Origin of the sequence: Azoarcus indigens (assembly GCF_004361735.1) — a bacterium.
GTDB classification, from domain to species: Bacteria; Pseudomonadota; Gammaproteobacteria; order Burkholderiales; family Rhodocyclaceae; genus Azoarcus; species Azoarcus indigens.
On record NZ_SNVV01000022.1, the window covers coordinates 53,753 to 68,699 of the forward strand.

Genomic DNA, 14,947 nt, shown 5'->3' on the forward strand with positions numbered 1-14,947 from the left:
TTGGGTCTGCCACGGTCGCTTCAGCCGCCCAGCCGGCCGATCAGCATGGTGTTGGCGAAGGGGGTGCCATGGCTCATCGGCAGCACCTGTACCTGGAAGCCCAGCTGTTCCAGGCTGCGCTGCCAGTCGGCCACCGGGCGGCAGTACAGGGTGCCCAGGCGGTGGCCGCGGATGAAGGTGACGAGGCGATCCACCCAGTTGCTGAGCTTGAACGGCAGGCCGGCGGCGGCGTCGCCGACCCGCATCACCAGCATGCCTTCGGGGGCGAGGGCGTCGCGGGCGCGGGCGAGTACCGCCTCCTGCTCCGGGAGGGTGACGTAGTGCAGCGAGTCGAGGATGACTACCGCGTTGGGGCGGCCGAAGTCGCTGTGGCGGATGTCGCCCTGCTCCACCACCGCACCGGCGGGCAGCGCCGGGCGGGCGCGGTCCACATCGTTCTGCATCAGTTCGATGCCGCGGTAGCCGGCCAGCGTGGGCGGTGCCGGCCAGGTGGATGGCCAGTCGCCGGTGGCGTGCAAGCGGCCGGCGGCGGTGATCCAGTTGGACAGCAGGCCCTGACCGCAGCCGAGGTCCAGGATGCGGGCCTGCGCCGGCAGCAGGCCGTGGGCGAGGATGCCGGTGAACACCGGGTCGCGGCCCAGCTTGCCGCGGGCGAAATGCCAGGCGAAGCGGCCGGCGGGGCGATAGGGGGCGGTGGCGGCATCCAGCAGCCGCGTGCGGAAGGAAGACGTCATTGCAGGGTGCTGCGCAGGGTAACGGGCTTGAGTCCGGCGGCGGCGATGCGTTGCAGCAGCACCGGCAGGACTTCGACGATGACTGGCCGACCTGCCGCGGTGCGCGCGGCATGGCCGTCGTGCAGCAGCAGGATGTCGCCGGCGGCGAGGTTCTGGGTCAGGCGTTGCAGCACGACATCCGCACGGCTTTCGCGGGTGTCGAAGCCACGCCGTGTCCAGCTTGCCAGCAGCAGTCCCTGGCGGGCCAGGATGGGCTCCAGGAAGGGGTTGCGCAGGCCGGCGGGGGCGCGGAAGAAGCAGGGCGTATGCCCGGTGAGGGTGCGGAACAGCATCTGCGCGGCGAGGATGTCCGACTCCAGCCGGCGCGGTCCGAACAGCGAGAAGTGGTGGCGGTGGTGCTGGGAGTGGTTCTCCACGGCATGGCCGCGGCGCACGATCTCCTTTACCAGGCGAGGGTGGGCCACTGCCTGTTCGCCGATGCAGAAGAAGGTAGCGCGGGCGCCGGCGGCGTCCAGGAGGTCCAGCACCGGCGGAGTGACTTCCGGGTCGGGGCCGTCGTCTATGGTGATGGCGATTTCACCACGGCGGATCGCTCCTTCCGGCAGACGGGACCAGTTCGGCCCCAGCAGCCGGCTGCGCGGCCACAGCCCGGCGGCCGTCAGCGCGGCATGGCTGAGCACCACCGCGCCCAACGCGGCCGGCCAGGCCTGGGGCGCGAAGGCAAGCGCCGCGGCGGCGCCTACATGGGCGGCGCAGGCGGCGTGCAGAAGCGGGCTGGGGCGCCAGCGTCGGGGGGAGGGGGCGGCGGAAATCATGTGGGCGCGATTGTAAATCGGCGCCGTCGCCTGCGGCTGATCCACCGCAAAAGGGATGGGATCGCGTCAGGTGTTGCGCGGGATGAGCGGGTCGGGTCGCCCGTGGCGGTGAAAGCGTGGATGGGGGAGGCGGGGGTCGTCGGCGGGTGTTTTCATCCGTGGCCGCTGGGGCGTCCAGCCTGCTTCCTTGCAGGTGCCCCGCCTGCGCTCAGGCGACGCCCTCGTCCTCTTCGCTGGCGAGGGAGCCGACCAGCGCCAGCTCGTCTATGGACAGTACCCGGCCGACTTCCAGCAGCACGACGAAGCCCTTGTCCGTCTTGCCCATGCCAGCGATGAAGTCGGGCCGGATGCGGGCGCCGAAGCTGGGGGCGGGCTCTATCAGGTGGGAGGGAATCTCCAGCACCTCGTTGACTGCGTCCACCACCGTGCCCAGCACCAGTTCGCCTTCGTCGCTGGGCACCTCCAGGATGATGATGCAGGTGCGGCGGCCGACGTTGAGCGGAGGGCGGCCGAAGCGCACCGCCAGATCCAGCACCGGCACTACCGCCCCGCGCAGGTTGATGACGCCCCGCACATAAGGCGGCGTCATCGGCACCGGAGTGAGGTTGCCGAACTCGATGATCTCCTTCACCCTCAGGATGCTGACGCCGAACAGTTCGCCGTCCACCTGGAAGGTAAGGAACTGACGGCGCTCGCTGGCCGCCTCGGCCGGTGCGCTGGCCGCGGTTGTGGACTTGGCCGGCAGCTTGCTCACGGCCGCCCCCAGGCGTTGCGGCCCTCGAACTGGACGAAGTCTTCTTCGCCGGGGCCGGCATCGCTGCGCGTGGCGGGCGGTGGCGCGCTGCGGCCTGCAGGCGCGCGAGCGCTGCGGAAGCCCGCGCCATCGGCGACGCGGAAGAAGCTCATCAGGCTCTGCAACTGGGTGGCCTGGCCGCTCATCTCCTCGGCGGTGGCAGCCAGTTCCTCCGAGGCGGAGGCGTTCTGCTGGGTGGTCTGGTTGAGCTGGTTGATGCCGGAAGCCTGCTCCTGCGAGCCGGCGGTGATCTCGGCCACCAGATCGGCAGTGCGGCTGATGGCGGGCACGATGTCGCCCAGCAGCCGGCCGGCTTTCTCCGCCAACTGCACGCTGCCGCTGGCCACCTCGCTGATTTCCTGCGCCGCCTCCTGGCTGCGCTCGGCCAGTTTGCGTACCTCGGCGGCGACCACCGCGAAGCCCTTGCCGTGCTCGCCGGCGCGGGCGGCCTCGATGGCGGCATTGAGCGCCAGCAGATTGGTCTGGTAGGCGATGTCGTCGATGATGCCGATCTTCTCGGCGATGCGTTTCATCGCCCCTACCGTCTCCGCCACCGCCTGGCCGCCCTCGTTGGCCTGGCCGGCGGCCTGGGAGGCCATGCCGTTGGTCATCTTGGCGTTCTCGGTGTTCTGGGTGACCGAGGCGGTCATCTCCTCGATGCTGGCCGCCTGCTCGGATGAGGACTGGGACAGGTTCTGCGCAGTGGCGGAGACTTCCTCCGAGGCGCTGGAGAGATTGTCCGCCGCGCCGCGTACCTCGCCGATGATCTGCCCCAGCTTCTGGATCATCACCGACATGGAGTTCATCAGCGCGCTTACCTCATCCTTGCCAGTGCTTTGCAGGCGCACAGTGAGATCGCCCTCGGCGAGCCGGTTGGAGGCGTCCACCGCCCGCGCCAGCGGCGTGGTGACGCTGCGGCTGATGAGGAAGCCAAGCAGGATGCCGACCAGCAACGCGCCGGCGATGATCAGCAGCATCCACTGCCGGCTCTCGGTGTACACCACGTCGCTGGCGTCGCTGGCGGCCTTGGCGTTGGCTTCCTTGTTGCGGCTGAGTTCCGCTATCAGTTCGTCGATGCTGTTGGCCTGGGTGCGGATCTGCTCGGCAGCCTGGCGCACTTCGGGACTGAGCTGGCGGATCTCGGTAGCGGCGGCCAACTCCATCAGCCGCCGCAGGTCGGCCTGGTAGCTGTCCCAGGTACGGGTAAGGCTGGCGAAGCGCTCCTGGCTCTCCTGCGAGACGAAGCGGGTGCGCGCCTTGGCCACTTCCTCCTCGAAGGACTTGCTGAAGCGGCGGATGTCTTCCGCCACCCGCTCGCGTTCCGCCTGGCTGCCTGCCAGCAGGTAGCTCTGGCGGGCGCGGCCGATGGAGATCAGGCTCACGTTGGCCTCCTTGATGTGGGAGAGGCCGAGCAGTTCCCGCTCGTACAGCGCGGTGGTCATATCGCTGAGCTTGCTGGCGTTGTTCAGGCCGATGAAGCCGACCCCCGCGCTCAGCGCCGCCACGAGCAGGAAGCCGAGGATGAGCCTGACGCTGATTTTCATTGAGTTGAGCATGCCGAGGCTCCTTGCTGGAGTTGGGCGGCGGGGCCGCCGCGGTTGTGGTCGCGGGAGGTGGCGATCTCGGCCAGGGTGGCGACGTCCAGGATGAGGGCGACCTCGCCCGAGCCGAGGATGCTGGAGCCGGACAGTCCGCGCATGCCGCGGAACAGCCGGCCCAGCGGCTTGATGACGGTTTGCAGCTCGCCCTGCAGCTGGTCCACCACCACGCCGACGCGGTTGCCCTGGTGACGGACGACGACGATGTTCTCCCGCCGTGGCGGGGTGCCGCCGAGGGCGAAGAGCTCTCGCAGGCGCAGGTAGGGCAGCACCTCGCCGCGCAGATTCACGTACTGGCGGCGGTCGGCGGCGGAGGTCGCGGAGAGGGCGATGCATTCGCGCACCGATTCCAGCGGCAGCACGAAGGGCACGTTCTCCACCCGCACCAGGAAGCCCTCGATGATGGCCAGCGTCAGTGGCAGCCGCAGCCGTATGGTGGTGCCGGCGCCGAGCACGGTGTCTATCTCCACCGTGCCCCGCAGTGCGGCGATGGTCTTCTTCACCACGTCCATGCCGACGCCGCGGCCGGAGACGTTGGTGACAGTCTGGGCGGTGGAGAAGCCAGGCTCGAAGATGAGGGCGTACAGCTCCGGGTCCGACGGGGTTTCGTCCTCGCCGATCAGGCCGCGCTCGCGGGCGCGGGCGAGAATGCGTTCACGGTCCAGGCCGCGGCCGTCGTCGCCGATCTCGATGACGATGCCGCCGGAGTCGTGATAAGCGTTCAGCCGCACCCGCCCGCGTTCCGGCTTGCCGGCCGCGAGGCGCTGTTCCGGCGGCTCCAGGCCGTGGTCGATGGCGTTGCGCACCAGGTGCATCAGCGGGTCGCCCAGCTTCTCCACCATGCTCTTGTCCAGCTCGGTCTCGGCGCCGGTGATGTCCAGCGCGATGTCCTTGCCCAGGTCGCGGCCGAGTTCGCGCACCACGCGGTGGAAGCGGTTGAAGGTTTCGCCGATCTCCACCATGCGCAGCTTCAGCGTCACGTCGCGCACCTGCTCCACCAGCCGGTTGACGGTGAGGGCGGCCTCCTGGGCGCGGCGGTCGCGCCGGCCGCGGGCGAGGAGATGGGAGGCGGCGCCAGCGATCACCAGCTCGCCGACGAGGTTGATGAGCTCGTCCAGCTTCTCCGCATGCACCCGCACGAACTGGGATTCGCCGCCCTTGTCCTTGCCCGGCCGGCCCTTGGCCTGGGCCTGGCGGTCCAGCGCTGCCTCAACCACCGGCGGGTGGGTCATGCCCTCGGCGATCAGGATCTCGCCCAGCGGCACCTGGGCCTGGCCGGCGAACTGGCGTTGGTGAGTGAGGCCCAACTCCAGTTCCTGCCGGGTGAGGGCGTTGGCGGCGACGAGGATTTCGCCCAGCCGGTCCGGGCCTTCGGGCAGGCCCTGGATCAGTGCGATGTAATCGGCGATGCGGCTGTGGGGCGGCAGCAGGCGCAGCTGGCAGTCGTCGCGGACGAAGTCGAACACCGCTTCGATGGCGTCCTTGTCGCGCTCGGATTCCAGCTCGATCTCGAAGCCGAAGTAGCAGTTCAGCGGGTCCATCGCCTCCGCATCCGGCAGGTTGTCCACCAGGGTGGCGATATGCACGATGCGGCCCACGCTCTCCAGGTAGCGCAGGAAGCTGATCGGGTCCATGCCCTCGCGCAGCACACCGGGGGAAAAGCGCAGCGACAGGTGCCAGGTGTCGGCCTCCACCCGCTCCAGTTCCACATCCTCGTCCGTTGCCGGGGTGAGGGCGGCCGAGGGCGGCGGGGCCGTAGCGGGACTCGCGGTCTCTCCACCGCCTGTTCCGCCGCCGGTGTTGCCCAGGGCGGCCTGCAGGCGGGCGCCGAGACTGTCGCTGCGGGCGGCCAGGGCAGGGTCGGCGGCGGCGTCGCCATCGTCCAGGGCCTCCTTCAGCAGGTCCTCCATCTGGTCGCGGCAATCCATCAGCAGTTCGAGCAGGGCCGGGGTGAGCGGCTGGTGGCCATCGCGCAACTGGGAGAGCAGGTTTTCCACCAGGTGGGTGAAGCCGACCACCGCGTCCAGCCCGAACATGCCGCCGGCGCCTTTGATGGTGTGGGCGGCGCGGAACAGGGCATGCAGGCGTTCCATGTCCTCGTCGCCTTCGAGCAGGGCGCGCAGGTGGCTGGCCATGGCTTCCAGCAGTTCGCCGCTCTCCTCCGCGAAGGTGCGCAGTGCGGCGGCCATGTCGGGACTGTTATGGGGCATGTCGCGGCGTCCGGTCGGTTGATGGGCAGGGGCTCAGGTCCACTGGGGTTGTATGGGCAGCGGGTCGCCGAAGAAGGGGCCAAGGCCGAGGAACTGGATGGCCTCGGCGGCGGTGGCGCTGTGCTGGCTGAGCCGCAGCTCGCGGCCCTCGCGCTCGGCGGTGCGCTTGAGCAGCACCAGGATCTGCATGCCGGCGGTGTCTATCAGGCTGACCTCGGCGAGGTCCAGCTCCAGCACCCGCGTGCGCAGCAACTGATCGAGCAGCTGCGCCTTGAGGGTTTCGGCAGCGTAGATGTCCACGTCGCCGGTGAGGGCGACGCGCAGCCGGTCTTCGGCATCGGGCTGGTCGGTATCGGCAGGGTGGCTCATTGCGGCGGCTTCCAGTCTGGCTTTGCGGGTTTGGGGGCGCCGAGGGCGGCGGCTTGTCTTCCGGTTCGGGCCGGGTGGGGGGGCTTCAGGGCTGGATCAGCTTGGTGACCGCGGCCAGCATCTGCGCGGGCTGGAAGGGTTTCACCACCCAGGCCTTGGCGCCGGCTTCCTTGCCCTGGCGCATCTTCTCCGCCTCGGATTCGGTGGTGAGCATGATCACCGGGGTGAATTGGTAGCCGCTCTTCTGCTTGAGCTGTTTGACGAAGCCGATGCCGTCGAGATTGGGCATGTTCACATCGCTGATCACCAGGTTGATCTTGCGGCCGTCCAGCTTCTTCAGCGCGTCCATGCCGTCTACTGCTTCGACGACTTCGTAGCCGGCGCCGGTGAGGGCGATCTTGACGACCTGCCGGATGGAGGCGGAGTCGTCGACGATGAGAATGGTCTTGGCCATGGGAGAAAGTCCGTCAAGGTCCGTCAGAAGAAAGTGATGTCCGTGGGCGCCGACTTGGCTGCCGCGCCCTGGCCGCCCCGGTGTGCGGCATGCTGCTCGGCGGTGGAGTAGGTGCTGGCGAGGGCATCCATCCACGCCCGCAGATCGAAGGCCGGCGAGCTGCCATCACTGGCGTGGCGGCTCAGCATGTCCTCCAGCTTGGCGATGTCCTGCAGCACATGGGTGAGGATCTGGCCGACGCGGTCCTGGAACTGGAGCTGGACGATGACGCCGGCCAGTTCGTCGCCGATGCCGCTGTTCTCCTCGCGCAGGATGGTGGCCGAGCGGGCGAGGGCGTCGCCGGCGCCGTGGAAGTCCGACAGCACCTCGCCCACGCCGGTTTCCGCTGCCGCCACGCCGGCCTGGTCGGCCTCGGCGTAGGTGTGGGCCAGCGACAGCGTCTGCGAGATGGTCTGGCTGACGCCATCCACCGTCTCGCGGATGCGCTGGCCGGTCTGGCCGGACTGGGTGGAGAGCTTGCGCACCTCGTCCGCCACCACCGCGAAGCCGCGCCCGGCTTCGCCGGCGCGGGCGGCTTCGATGGAAGCATTGAGCGCCAGCAGATTGGTGCGGGCGGCGATCTCGCCGACTTCCGCCGCCATGGTCTGCAGCGCATCGGTGAGTTCGGACAGCCGGCTCATGTCCTCCAGCACCTTGTGGCGGCTTTCCACCGAACTGCGCAAGGCGCTGAGCACGCCGTTGAGGCGGCCACGGCTGCGCTCCAGGGTGGCCATCAGGCCTTCACCGCCGCTGGCTTCGCCGGCGGCCTGGCTGGAGGCTTCCATTGCCTTGCCGACGCGTTGGGTCAGGCCCTGGAAGCGGCCGGCGAGGTCGGTTACCGCGTCCTCGGTCTGGGCTCGCACCATCTCCAGGTGGCGGGACCACAGCGGCAGCACCTTCTTGCACAGTTCATCGAGGCCGACGGTTTCAGCCGCCGCCGGTTGCGCCGGGGGGGAGCCGGAAGCCGCTGCGGGGGCGGGGTACAGGGAACGGGTAGCGGCCTGCTGTGGCGCAGCGGTCCGGTCCAGCGCGAATGCGATCAGGATGCCCAGCACCATGGCACCGCCCGCCAGCGCCACGGAGCCGCCGCCATACACATGAACGCCGGCGAACAGCAGCGCCAGCAGTGGCGGCGCGAACCGGCAGAGGGCCAGATGCAAGGCGCCGGACGCGGCCTGTTCGTGCGTGGAAGGCGAAGGGTTCGGATTCAGCATTGCGAAACCGTCCATGGTCCGGCGTAAGAATCAGGGCAGGGGGTGCTCATGACATCTGGCTCGACACAAAGGTGGTATCGATTGGCCTGATGCTAGTTGGGACTACCGACGCCGGGCAGTGGCGGGTGGCTGAATTTGACGTCGGTGCATTTCCCGCTGGCGCTGAGGCCGGCGGAAAGAGGGGGGTAAGGAAATCTGACCCCCCATTTTTCCGCAGGCTTAGTTCACCAGGCCGCGTTTGAGGGCGTAGCGCACCAGGTCCGCATTGCTGCTGAGGCCCAGCTTCTGCATCACCCGTGCCTTGTGGGTGCTCACGGTCTTGGAAGAGACCTTGAGTTCGCCGGCGATGTCGTTGAGCGGTGCCCCGCTGGCGACCCGCAGGAAGATCTCGTACTCCTTGTCGGACAACAGCTCATGTGGCTGGCGTTCCTCCGACAGCAACGCCTCGAATACCAGCCGGCCGGCCAGTTCCGGGTCTAGATAATGTTCGCCGGCGGCGACCTTGCGCGCGGCCAGCAGCAGTTGGGCCGGCTTGCAGTCCTTGCTCAGGTAGCCGGCGGCGCCGGCGCGCAGCGCGCGGGCGGCGGTCTGGCTCTCGTTGTTGAGGCTGAAGGCGAGGATGCGCACCGGCGGAAACTCCGCGCGGACGCGTTTGAGCAGATCCACGCCGTGGGGACCGGGCAGGCTGAGATCCATCAGCAGCAGGCGCGGGCGGGCGCTGCGCAACTGCTCCAGCGTCTCCCAGCCGTCGCGGGCTTCGCCCACCAGTTCGAAGTCCGGCGCCGGCGCGAGGATGTGCCGTATGCCTTCAAGAACGAGTTCGTGGTCGTCTGCGATCAGGGTCGGGACGATATTGCCCATGCCGCGGTGTCTCCTCTGGTGGGGGAGTCGGCGGGGTGGTACCGGCTGGCCTAGCCGCCCGCTCGAACTCTCTGTGCGCTCGCTGGGAATGTTCCCGGGCGATGCCTGCCGGAAACGCCTTCGGCATAGCAGGTCAAACCGCCTGGAATATGTGTTCTTTATGTTTAGACCATGCGAGGCGGCTTGTCAGGTTTTCCTGACCGGTTGTAGGCGCAGGGAGTGCAACACCGGAAAGAGACGAAATGGAGACCGGGGAGCCGCCATCCGCCGGGCCTCAACCCGGCTGGCCGCCATCGCGCCGCGCCGGCGACAACATGGCGCAGAAAGCCAGTGACAGCAGCGCGCCGGGGCCGACGGTGATGCCGATGGCGTGGAGCACCGGCACCTGGGAAACGGCGAGCAGGCCGAAGCCGCTGACGGTAGTCAGGGTGGCGACCAACAGCGAGGCCAGAGTGCGGGGATCGGGCATTCCGTCTTCGGCGGCGAAGAACAGGGTGTAGTTGGAGCCCACGGCGACGATCAGCAGCATGCCCACCAGGTGCAGCAGGATGAGCTGCTCGCCGGCCAGCGCCAGCCCGGCGCACACCACCAGCACCGCCGCCACCAGCGGCGCGCAGGCGCGCCACACCCGCCGCGGGCTGCGCTGGAACAGCAGCAGGATGAGCACGACCGCGGCGGCGCCGCCCAGCGAGAGGGTGATCGCTTCGTCCAGGTAGCCAGCGTAGAGCGCGTCGGATTCGTGTTTGAGGTCGAGGAACAGCGGCTCGCCCATGACTTCGGCCTGGGCCACGCCGGCCTGGGCCAGCGCGGCGCGCACCCTGGCGGCATCCATCACATGGTCTTTGGCGGCTGGGGCGCGCAGCGGCAGCAGGGCGCGAGCGCCCTGGTCGGTGCTGAGCAGCATGGCGTCCACCGCCATCGCCAGCGAGGTGCCTTCCATGCCGGCGCGGGTGAGCGGCGGGCGGGCACGGGCGGCTTCGGCGTCGTCGAGGAAGGGGGTGAGACGGCTGGCGGACAGCGGCAGGCCGGCGGCGGCCACGTTCAGGCGGCGTTCCAGTTCCGCGCGGTCTGGTACGGCGGCCAGCCGTGCCTGCTGGGTGGCGAGGCTGGGCAGGTAGCGCGCCGGGCTGTCCCAGCCATCCAGCACGCCTTGCTCGCGCAGGGCGTCCAGCGTGGGGGCGAGCCGTTCGGCGGCGCGCAGGGCGGCGTCGGCGTCGGCGCCGGTCACCACCACGAGGTAGCGGCTGTCCGGCGCCCCCATCTCGGCGCGCAGGCGCAGGTCCAGTTCCTGGGCGGCGGCGGGCACCGGGCTGAGGGCGAACAGCTCGCTGTTCCACAGGCTGTCGCGCTTCACCACCAGGACCGCCACCGCGGCGATCGCCAGCACCGGCACCAGCCAGCGCAGCCGGGTGGAGGCGGCGGCCAGCGCGGCCAGGCGGCGGCCCACCGGGGTGACGTCGCGCAAGCGAAAGTTCTCCGGCAGCAGCGCCGGCAGCAGGTAGCGGGTGGTGAGGGCGGCGACGGTGATGCCGGCCACCGAATACACGCCGAGCTGGGCGAGGCCGGGGAAGCCGGAGAAGAACAGGGCGATGAAGCCGGCGATGGAGGTGAGCAGCCCCAGCCGTATGGTGGGCCAGAACTGGCGGATCTCGCGGCCGCTGCCGCCTTGCACGAAGAGGTAGATGGCGTAGTCCACCGCCTCGCCGATCAGGGTGGTGCCGAAGCCCAGGGTGAGGCCATGCACCGTGCCGAAGCCGAGGCCGACGGCGGCAATGCCCGCCAGCGCGCCGGTGATCATCGGCAGCAGGCTGAGCAGCAGGACCGTCGGCGAGCGGTAGACCAGCAGCAGCAGGGTGGCGACCAGCACCGTGCCCAGGGTGGCGATGCGGCTGACTTCGGATTTGATGGTGTCGCGGGATTCCACCGAGAACACGCCGGGGCCGGTCATCTCCAGCCGGAGTGCGCTACCCGGGGCGGGGGGCAGCGCCGCCCGCGCGGCGTCGAAGGCGGCGCGTACCGCGGCCATGGCGGCCTCCTGGGCGTCGATATCGGCACCGGAGGCGCGGGTGAGCAGCACCAGCAGCGCGGTGTCGCCATCGCGCGAGGTCCACACGCCGTGCTCGTCGCGCTGCGGCTGGCCGCTGCTGGCCAGGCCCTGCAGCAGGCTGATCATCTCGCCGGTGGGATCGCGGGTGACCAGCGGCTTGGCCAGCAGGCCGGCGGGGGAGGCGAGGAAATCCAGGGTGTCCTGCAGCGCGCTGCGCAGGCCGGCTTCGCTGAAATGCGCTGGCGTCACCCGCGGGCTGAGGGCGTAGCGGTTGTCGAACAGCCAGCGCTGGTCGGCTTGCAGGTGGGTGGTCTCGCCGTTGTTCACCGAGGCGAAGCGGGCGTCGGCGCGCAGGCTGGCGGCGAGGCGGCGGGAGGTTTCGGCGCGGGCTTTGGCATCGCCGCCTTCCACGCCGACCAGGATGAGGCGGGAGACCATGCCCTCGCGCAGCTGCTCTACCAGCAGGCGCTGCTCGGGGGTGGGCTCGCGCGGCAGGAACACCGACATGTCGGCGGTGAAGTGGCTGCGGGCGACGATGGCGGCCAGCACCGCCACCAGGGCGATCCAGACGGCAAGGGCGAGCCGCGCCCGCGGGCGGCGCAGCCAGCTCATCGCTGCGGCTTGCCGATGCGCATCATCGAGCGGTCGCCGTCGGCCTGGAAGATGTCCACTTCGCGCACTTCGCCATTGTTGCCGGCGAGGCGGATGCGGCTCACCAGCCGGGCCACTGCCGGATCGGCGGGCAGCAGGTCCAGCGCCCAGCGCTCGGCACCGCCGGAGAGCTTGAGGGCGTAGGTCTTCTCCAGCGCGGCGCGGTCGCCGGCCAGGGTGGCGCGGATGCTGTCGATCAGCGCCGCTGCTTCGGGATAGTCGCGCAGGCGCACCGTGTGAGTCTGGCCCTCGCGGCTGAGCTGCAGCGTGTTGCCGTCCAGCACCATGGTTTCCGGCCTGGGCTTCACCGTGTGGCGTTCCAGCCGGGAGGGGGCGACATACACCAGTTCGCCGCTGGACTCGATGGGGGCGTCCAGCAGCGCCATGTAGCGCGTCTCGACGAAGCTGACGCGGCCACCGCGGTTGTCGGCCAGCGTGGCCATCAGCTGTTCCAGCCCCCAGCCGGCGGCGGGCGCGGGGGCGGCGGCGAGGAGCAGGGCGAGGGTGGCGAGCAGGCGTGGGATCATGGCGCGGGCGGGGCGGCCTCGCCCCAGAAATCGAAGAAGTTGAACCAGTTGGCGGGCGCTTCGCGGCAGCAGCTCTCCAGCGCCTGGGCGTAGCGCAGCATGGCCTCGTCGATGGCGGCCTCGCGCGCCGGGCGTTCCACCGTGGAGAAGTCGGCCACCGGCAGGAAGCGTACGGTGTAGCGCTTGCCGCCGTGGTAGATGCCGGCCATGAAGACGACGCGGGCGCCCAGCATGGCCGCCATGCGGAAGGGGCCCACCGGCAGCGCGGCCGGCGCGCCCAGCAAGGGCACCGGGCGGCGCGGGCCGTCGTCCAGGCTGCGGTCGGCGAGCACGCCGACCAGGGCGCCGTCGGCCAGGCGGTCCTTGATCCTGAGCATCGCATCCAGGGTGCCGAGCGGGATCACTTCCGGCTGGGCGGCCGGGTTGAGGGCGGCCAGCATGGCGTTGATCTTGCGCGCGTTGTTCTCGTACATGGCGAGGGCGATCTGCAGCCCGGGCTGGTTGCGGCCCAGCGCGCGTATGGCTTCGAAGCTGCCGAAGTGGGCGCCGAACAGCAGGGCGCCGCCGCCGTGGTGGCGGATGTCGGTGATCAGCGCTTCGCCTTCGACGCGGATGTCGAGCTCATCGAAACGCTCGGTGAGCAGATAGACGCGGTCGTGGATGGTGGCGGCGAAGCTGAAGATATGGCGGTAGATGTCGCCCAGCCGTGCCGGCCGGCCCAGCGCGCGGCGGAGGTAGAGCCGCGAGGCGGCACGGGCCTTGGGCGCGAACAGCAGGAAGTAGCCGGTGATGAGGTGCAGCACCAGCCGGCCGGCGGGGCGGCCGAGCTTGAGCGAGATCCAGCTCATCAACCGCAGCATCGCCATGTTGCTGCGCTCCGGGCGCTGCGCCCAGTCGGCCGCCACCGGGCTGGGACTCGCCTTCATTGCGGCTGCGGCGCCGGCCGCGGGGTCAGGGTGCCGCTGGCGACCGCGGTGCCGGCATGCTCCACGGTGAAGGCGATGGCGCCGCCGGCCGAGGGCGGCTGCCAGCGTAGGCTCAGCGGCGTGCCGGGATGCACCGGGGCGAGGAACTTGGCGCTGCCCAGCGTCCAGCAACTGCCGCCGAGGCCCAGGGCGGCCTCCAGCGCGCGGGCGGCTTCGTCCAGCAGCACCACGCCGGGCACGATGGGGCGGCCCGGGAAGTGGCCGGCGAAGGCGGGGTGGTCCGCGGCGATGTGCAGCGCGACGTGTTCGCTCACGGGCGCTCCCGCTGGCGCCCGGCCTGATGTTGGGCATGGTGCCGGGCGAGCAGCGCCTCGGCGGTGGCGCGCGGCAGTTTGCCGGTGGCGTTGCGCGGCAGGCTGTCGAGGAAGATCAGCGGCCGAGGCAGGAACACCGGATCGATGCGTTGGCGCAACTCGGCCAGCACCGCTGCGGCGTCCATACCGGGGGCGACGACGAAGGCGGCCAGCCGCAGCACCCGGGCCTGGGCGTCCTGCTCGGCCTGGGCGTCCGGCAGGTGGAAGGCGCCGTCGCGCACGCCGGGCAGGGCGAGCAGCTGCTGGTTGAGCCAGCCCAGCGAAGTGCGCTTGCCGGCGATGTTCACCAGGTCGGCGTTGCGGCCCTTGAGCAGGAAGCGGCCGTCTTCGCACAGCTCGATGACGTCGGACAGCGGCACGGCTACCTCGATGTGGCCTTCGCTGGCCCAGGTGGCGTCGTCGCGGTTGTTCAGGCGGATGCCGGGGAACAGCGTCCATGCGTCCTCGCTGGCGCTGCGGCGAGTGGCGATCTGGCCTGTTTCGGTGCTGCCATAGATCTCCAGCAGCGGCGCCTCGAAGGCGGCTTCCGCGCGGCGGGCCAGCTCCACCGGCAGCGGCGCGGTGGCGGACACCAGCAGCGCCGCCGGCGGCAGGCCGATGCCTTCGTCCAGCAGGGTGCGCAGGTGGAAGGGCGTGGTGATGAGCATGGCCGGCGCCGGCGCGCGTTCCAGTGCGGCGACGATGTCCGCCGGGTAGAAGGGGCGGCCGGCGTCGAAGGCGGCGCCGTTCTGCAGCGCCACCAGCACGGTGGATTCGAAGCCGTACATATGCTGCGGCGGCACGGTGCCGACCAGCGTGGGTGGCCGCGCCGGGTCGAAGCCCAGCGCTTCGCCTTCGGCCCGCACATTGGTTACCAGCAGGCCCCAGGTCTTGCGGTGGGGTACCGGTGCGCCGGTGGAGCCGGAGGTGAATACCCAGGCGACCAGTTGTTCGGCCGCGATCAGCGGGATCTCGCAGTCGTCGCTGTCACGGGTGCCGGGGGCTCCGTCTTCCAGCAGTGCCGGAAAGGGCATGGCCGGCAACGGCAGCTCGGTGTGCTCGCCGTCGGTGAGCACGGTGGTGTCCGGCGCGAAGGTGGCGAGGTGGCGCAGGGTTTCCGGCGTGTAGGTGGAGGGCAGCAGGCTGATGCGCCCGGCCACCATGCCGGCGGCGAAGCCGACGGCGAAGCGGTAGCGGTCGGTACAGGCGTTGAGGATGTGGCTGCCGGCGGGCAGGCGGGCGGCGACGTGGCGCACATCAGCGACGAAGCGGCGCACGCTGATGGCTTGGCCGTTGCGCCAGGCGACGAGGGCGTCCGGATGGGCGTGGGAAACCAGGGGCAGCATGCTCACGGGC

The 14,947-nt window shown here is 70.2% G+C and carries 14 protein-coding genes; all 14 read right to left on the reverse strand.

What is annotated here, in order from left to right; genetic code table 11:
* Positions 1 to 20 precede the first annotated feature (20 nt).
* The gene (locus C7389_RS19845) at positions 21 to 734 is read right to left on the reverse strand and encodes a class I SAM-dependent methyltransferase (protein WP_133594396.1); all 714 of its coding nucleotides are present in this window, start codon (positions 732 to 734) and stop codon (positions 21 to 23) included.
* The gene (locus C7389_RS19850) at positions 731 to 1,549 is read right to left on the reverse strand and encodes a polysaccharide deacetylase family protein (RefSeq protein ID WP_133594397.1); all 819 of its coding nucleotides are present in this window, start codon (positions 1,547 to 1,549) and stop codon (positions 731 to 733) included. Before C7389_RS19850 ends, C7389_RS19845 begins: the two co-directional genes overlap by 4 nt.
* A 208-nt stretch (positions 1,550 to 1,757) precedes the next feature.
* Complete coding sequence (locus tag C7389_RS19855; protein WP_425455587.1) at positions 1,758 to 2,303, reverse strand: chemotaxis protein CheW; 546 nt, start codon at positions 2,301 to 2,303, stop codon at positions 1,758 to 1,760.
* Positions 2,300 to 3,898: a methyl-accepting chemotaxis protein gene (locus C7389_RS25810; protein ID WP_133594398.1), complete on the reverse strand. Its 1,599-nt coding sequence runs from the start codon at positions 3,896 to 3,898 to the stop codon at positions 2,300 to 2,302. Before C7389_RS25810 ends, C7389_RS19855 begins: the two co-directional genes overlap by 4 nt.
* On the reverse strand, positions 3,883 to 6,150 hold the full coding sequence (locus C7389_RS19865) for a chemotaxis protein CheA (RefSeq protein ID WP_246034907.1): 2,268 nt from the start codon (positions 6,148 to 6,150) through the stop codon (positions 3,883 to 3,885). Before C7389_RS19865 ends, C7389_RS25810 begins: the two co-directional genes overlap by 16 nt.
* 33 nt (positions 6,151 to 6,183) lie before the next feature.
* A complete protein-coding gene (locus C7389_RS19870; protein ID WP_133594399.1) occupies positions 6,184 to 6,519 on the reverse strand; it encodes an STAS domain-containing protein in 336 nt (111 codons plus the stop codon).
* A gap of 85 nt (positions 6,520 to 6,604) precedes the next feature.
* Positions 6,605 to 6,973, reverse strand: a complete 369-nt coding sequence (locus tag C7389_RS19875) for a response regulator (protein ID WP_133594400.1) — start codon at positions 6,971 to 6,973, stop codon at positions 6,605 to 6,607.
* 23 nt (positions 6,974 to 6,996) lie between these two features.
* A complete protein-coding gene (locus C7389_RS19880) occupies positions 6,997 to 8,226 on the reverse strand; it encodes a methyl-accepting chemotaxis protein (protein ID WP_162851792.1) in 1,230 nt (409 codons plus the stop codon).
* 219 nt (positions 8,227 to 8,445) lie between these two features.
* Positions 8,446 to 9,087: a response regulator gene (locus C7389_RS19885; RefSeq protein WP_211168547.1), complete on the reverse strand. Its 642-nt coding sequence runs from the start codon at positions 9,085 to 9,087 to the stop codon at positions 8,446 to 8,448.
* A gap of 274 nt (positions 9,088 to 9,361) precedes the next feature.
* Positions 9,362 to 11,746, reverse strand: a complete 2,385-nt coding sequence (locus tag C7389_RS19890; RefSeq protein ID WP_133594402.1) for an MMPL family transporter — start codon at positions 11,744 to 11,746, stop codon at positions 9,362 to 9,364.
* The gene (locus C7389_RS19895; RefSeq protein ID WP_133594403.1) at positions 11,743 to 12,312 is read right to left on the reverse strand and encodes a LolA-related protein; all 570 of its coding nucleotides are present in this window, start codon (positions 12,310 to 12,312) and stop codon (positions 11,743 to 11,745) included. Before C7389_RS19895 ends, C7389_RS19890 begins: the two co-directional genes overlap by 4 nt.
* A complete protein-coding gene (locus tag C7389_RS19900) occupies positions 12,309 to 13,238 on the reverse strand; it encodes a lysophospholipid acyltransferase family protein (protein WP_133594404.1) in 930 nt (309 codons plus the stop codon). The genes C7389_RS19895 and C7389_RS19900 overlap by 4 nt, the downstream gene beginning before the upstream one ends.
* Positions 13,235 to 13,552, reverse strand: a complete 318-nt coding sequence (locus tag C7389_RS25195; RefSeq protein ID WP_133594405.1) for an ApeI family dehydratase — start codon at positions 13,550 to 13,552, stop codon at positions 13,235 to 13,237. The genes C7389_RS19900 and C7389_RS25195 overlap by 4 nt, the downstream gene beginning before the upstream one ends.
* Positions 13,549 to 14,937: an AMP-binding protein gene (locus tag C7389_RS19910; RefSeq protein WP_133594436.1), complete on the reverse strand. Its 1,389-nt coding sequence runs from the start codon at positions 14,935 to 14,937 to the stop codon at positions 13,549 to 13,551. The genes C7389_RS25195 and C7389_RS19910 overlap by 4 nt, the downstream gene beginning before the upstream one ends.
* Positions 14,938 to 14,947 lie beyond the last annotated feature (10 nt).

What these genes read in the sequence shown, in the direction of transcription:
- C7389_RS19885 (WP_211168547.1), bottom strand. Translation starts at nt 9,087, where the DNA reads ATGGGCAATATCGTCCCGACCCTGATCGCAGACGACCACGAACTCGTT.
- C7389_RS19865 (WP_246034907.1), bottom strand. Translation starts at nt 6,150, where the DNA reads ATGCCCCATAACAGTCCCGACATGGCCGCCGCACTGCGCACCTTCGCG.
- C7389_RS25810 (WP_133594398.1), bottom strand. Translation starts at nt 3,898, where the DNA reads ATGCTCAACTCAATGAAAATCAGCGTCAGGCTCATCCTCGGCTTCCTG.
- C7389_RS19910 (WP_133594436.1), bottom strand. Translation starts at nt 14,937, where the DNA reads ATGCTGCCCCTGGTTTCCCACGCCCATCCGGACGCCCTCGTCGCCTGG.
- C7389_RS19850 (WP_133594397.1), bottom strand. Translation starts at nt 1,549, where the DNA reads ATGATTTCCGCCGCCCCCTCCCCCCGACGCTGGCGCCCCAGCCCGCTT.
- C7389_RS19845 (WP_133594396.1), bottom strand. Translation starts at nt 734, where the DNA reads ATGACGTCTTCCTTCCGCACGCGGCTGCTGGATGCCGCCACCGCCCCC.
- C7389_RS19900 (WP_133594404.1), bottom strand. Translation starts at nt 13,238, where the DNA reads ATGAAGGCGAGTCCCAGCCCGGTGGCGGCCGACTGGGCGCAGCGCCCG.
- C7389_RS19875 (WP_133594400.1), bottom strand. Translation starts at nt 6,973, where the DNA reads ATGGCCAAGACCATTCTCATCGTCGACGACTCCGCCTCCATCCGGCAG.
- C7389_RS19880 (WP_162851792.1), bottom strand. Translation starts at nt 8,226, where the DNA reads ATGCTGAATCCGAACCCTTCGCCTTCCACGCACGAACAGGCCGCGTCC.
- C7389_RS19870 (WP_133594399.1), bottom strand. Translation starts at nt 6,519, where the DNA reads ATGAGCCACCCTGCCGATACCGACCAGCCCGATGCCGAAGACCGGCTG.
- C7389_RS19895 (WP_133594403.1), bottom strand. Translation starts at nt 12,312, where the DNA reads ATGATCCCACGCCTGCTCGCCACCCTCGCCCTGCTCCTCGCCGCCGCC.
- C7389_RS19890 (WP_133594402.1), bottom strand. Translation starts at nt 11,746, where the DNA reads ATGAGCTGGCTGCGCCGCCCGCGGGCGCGGCTCGCCCTTGCCGTCTGG.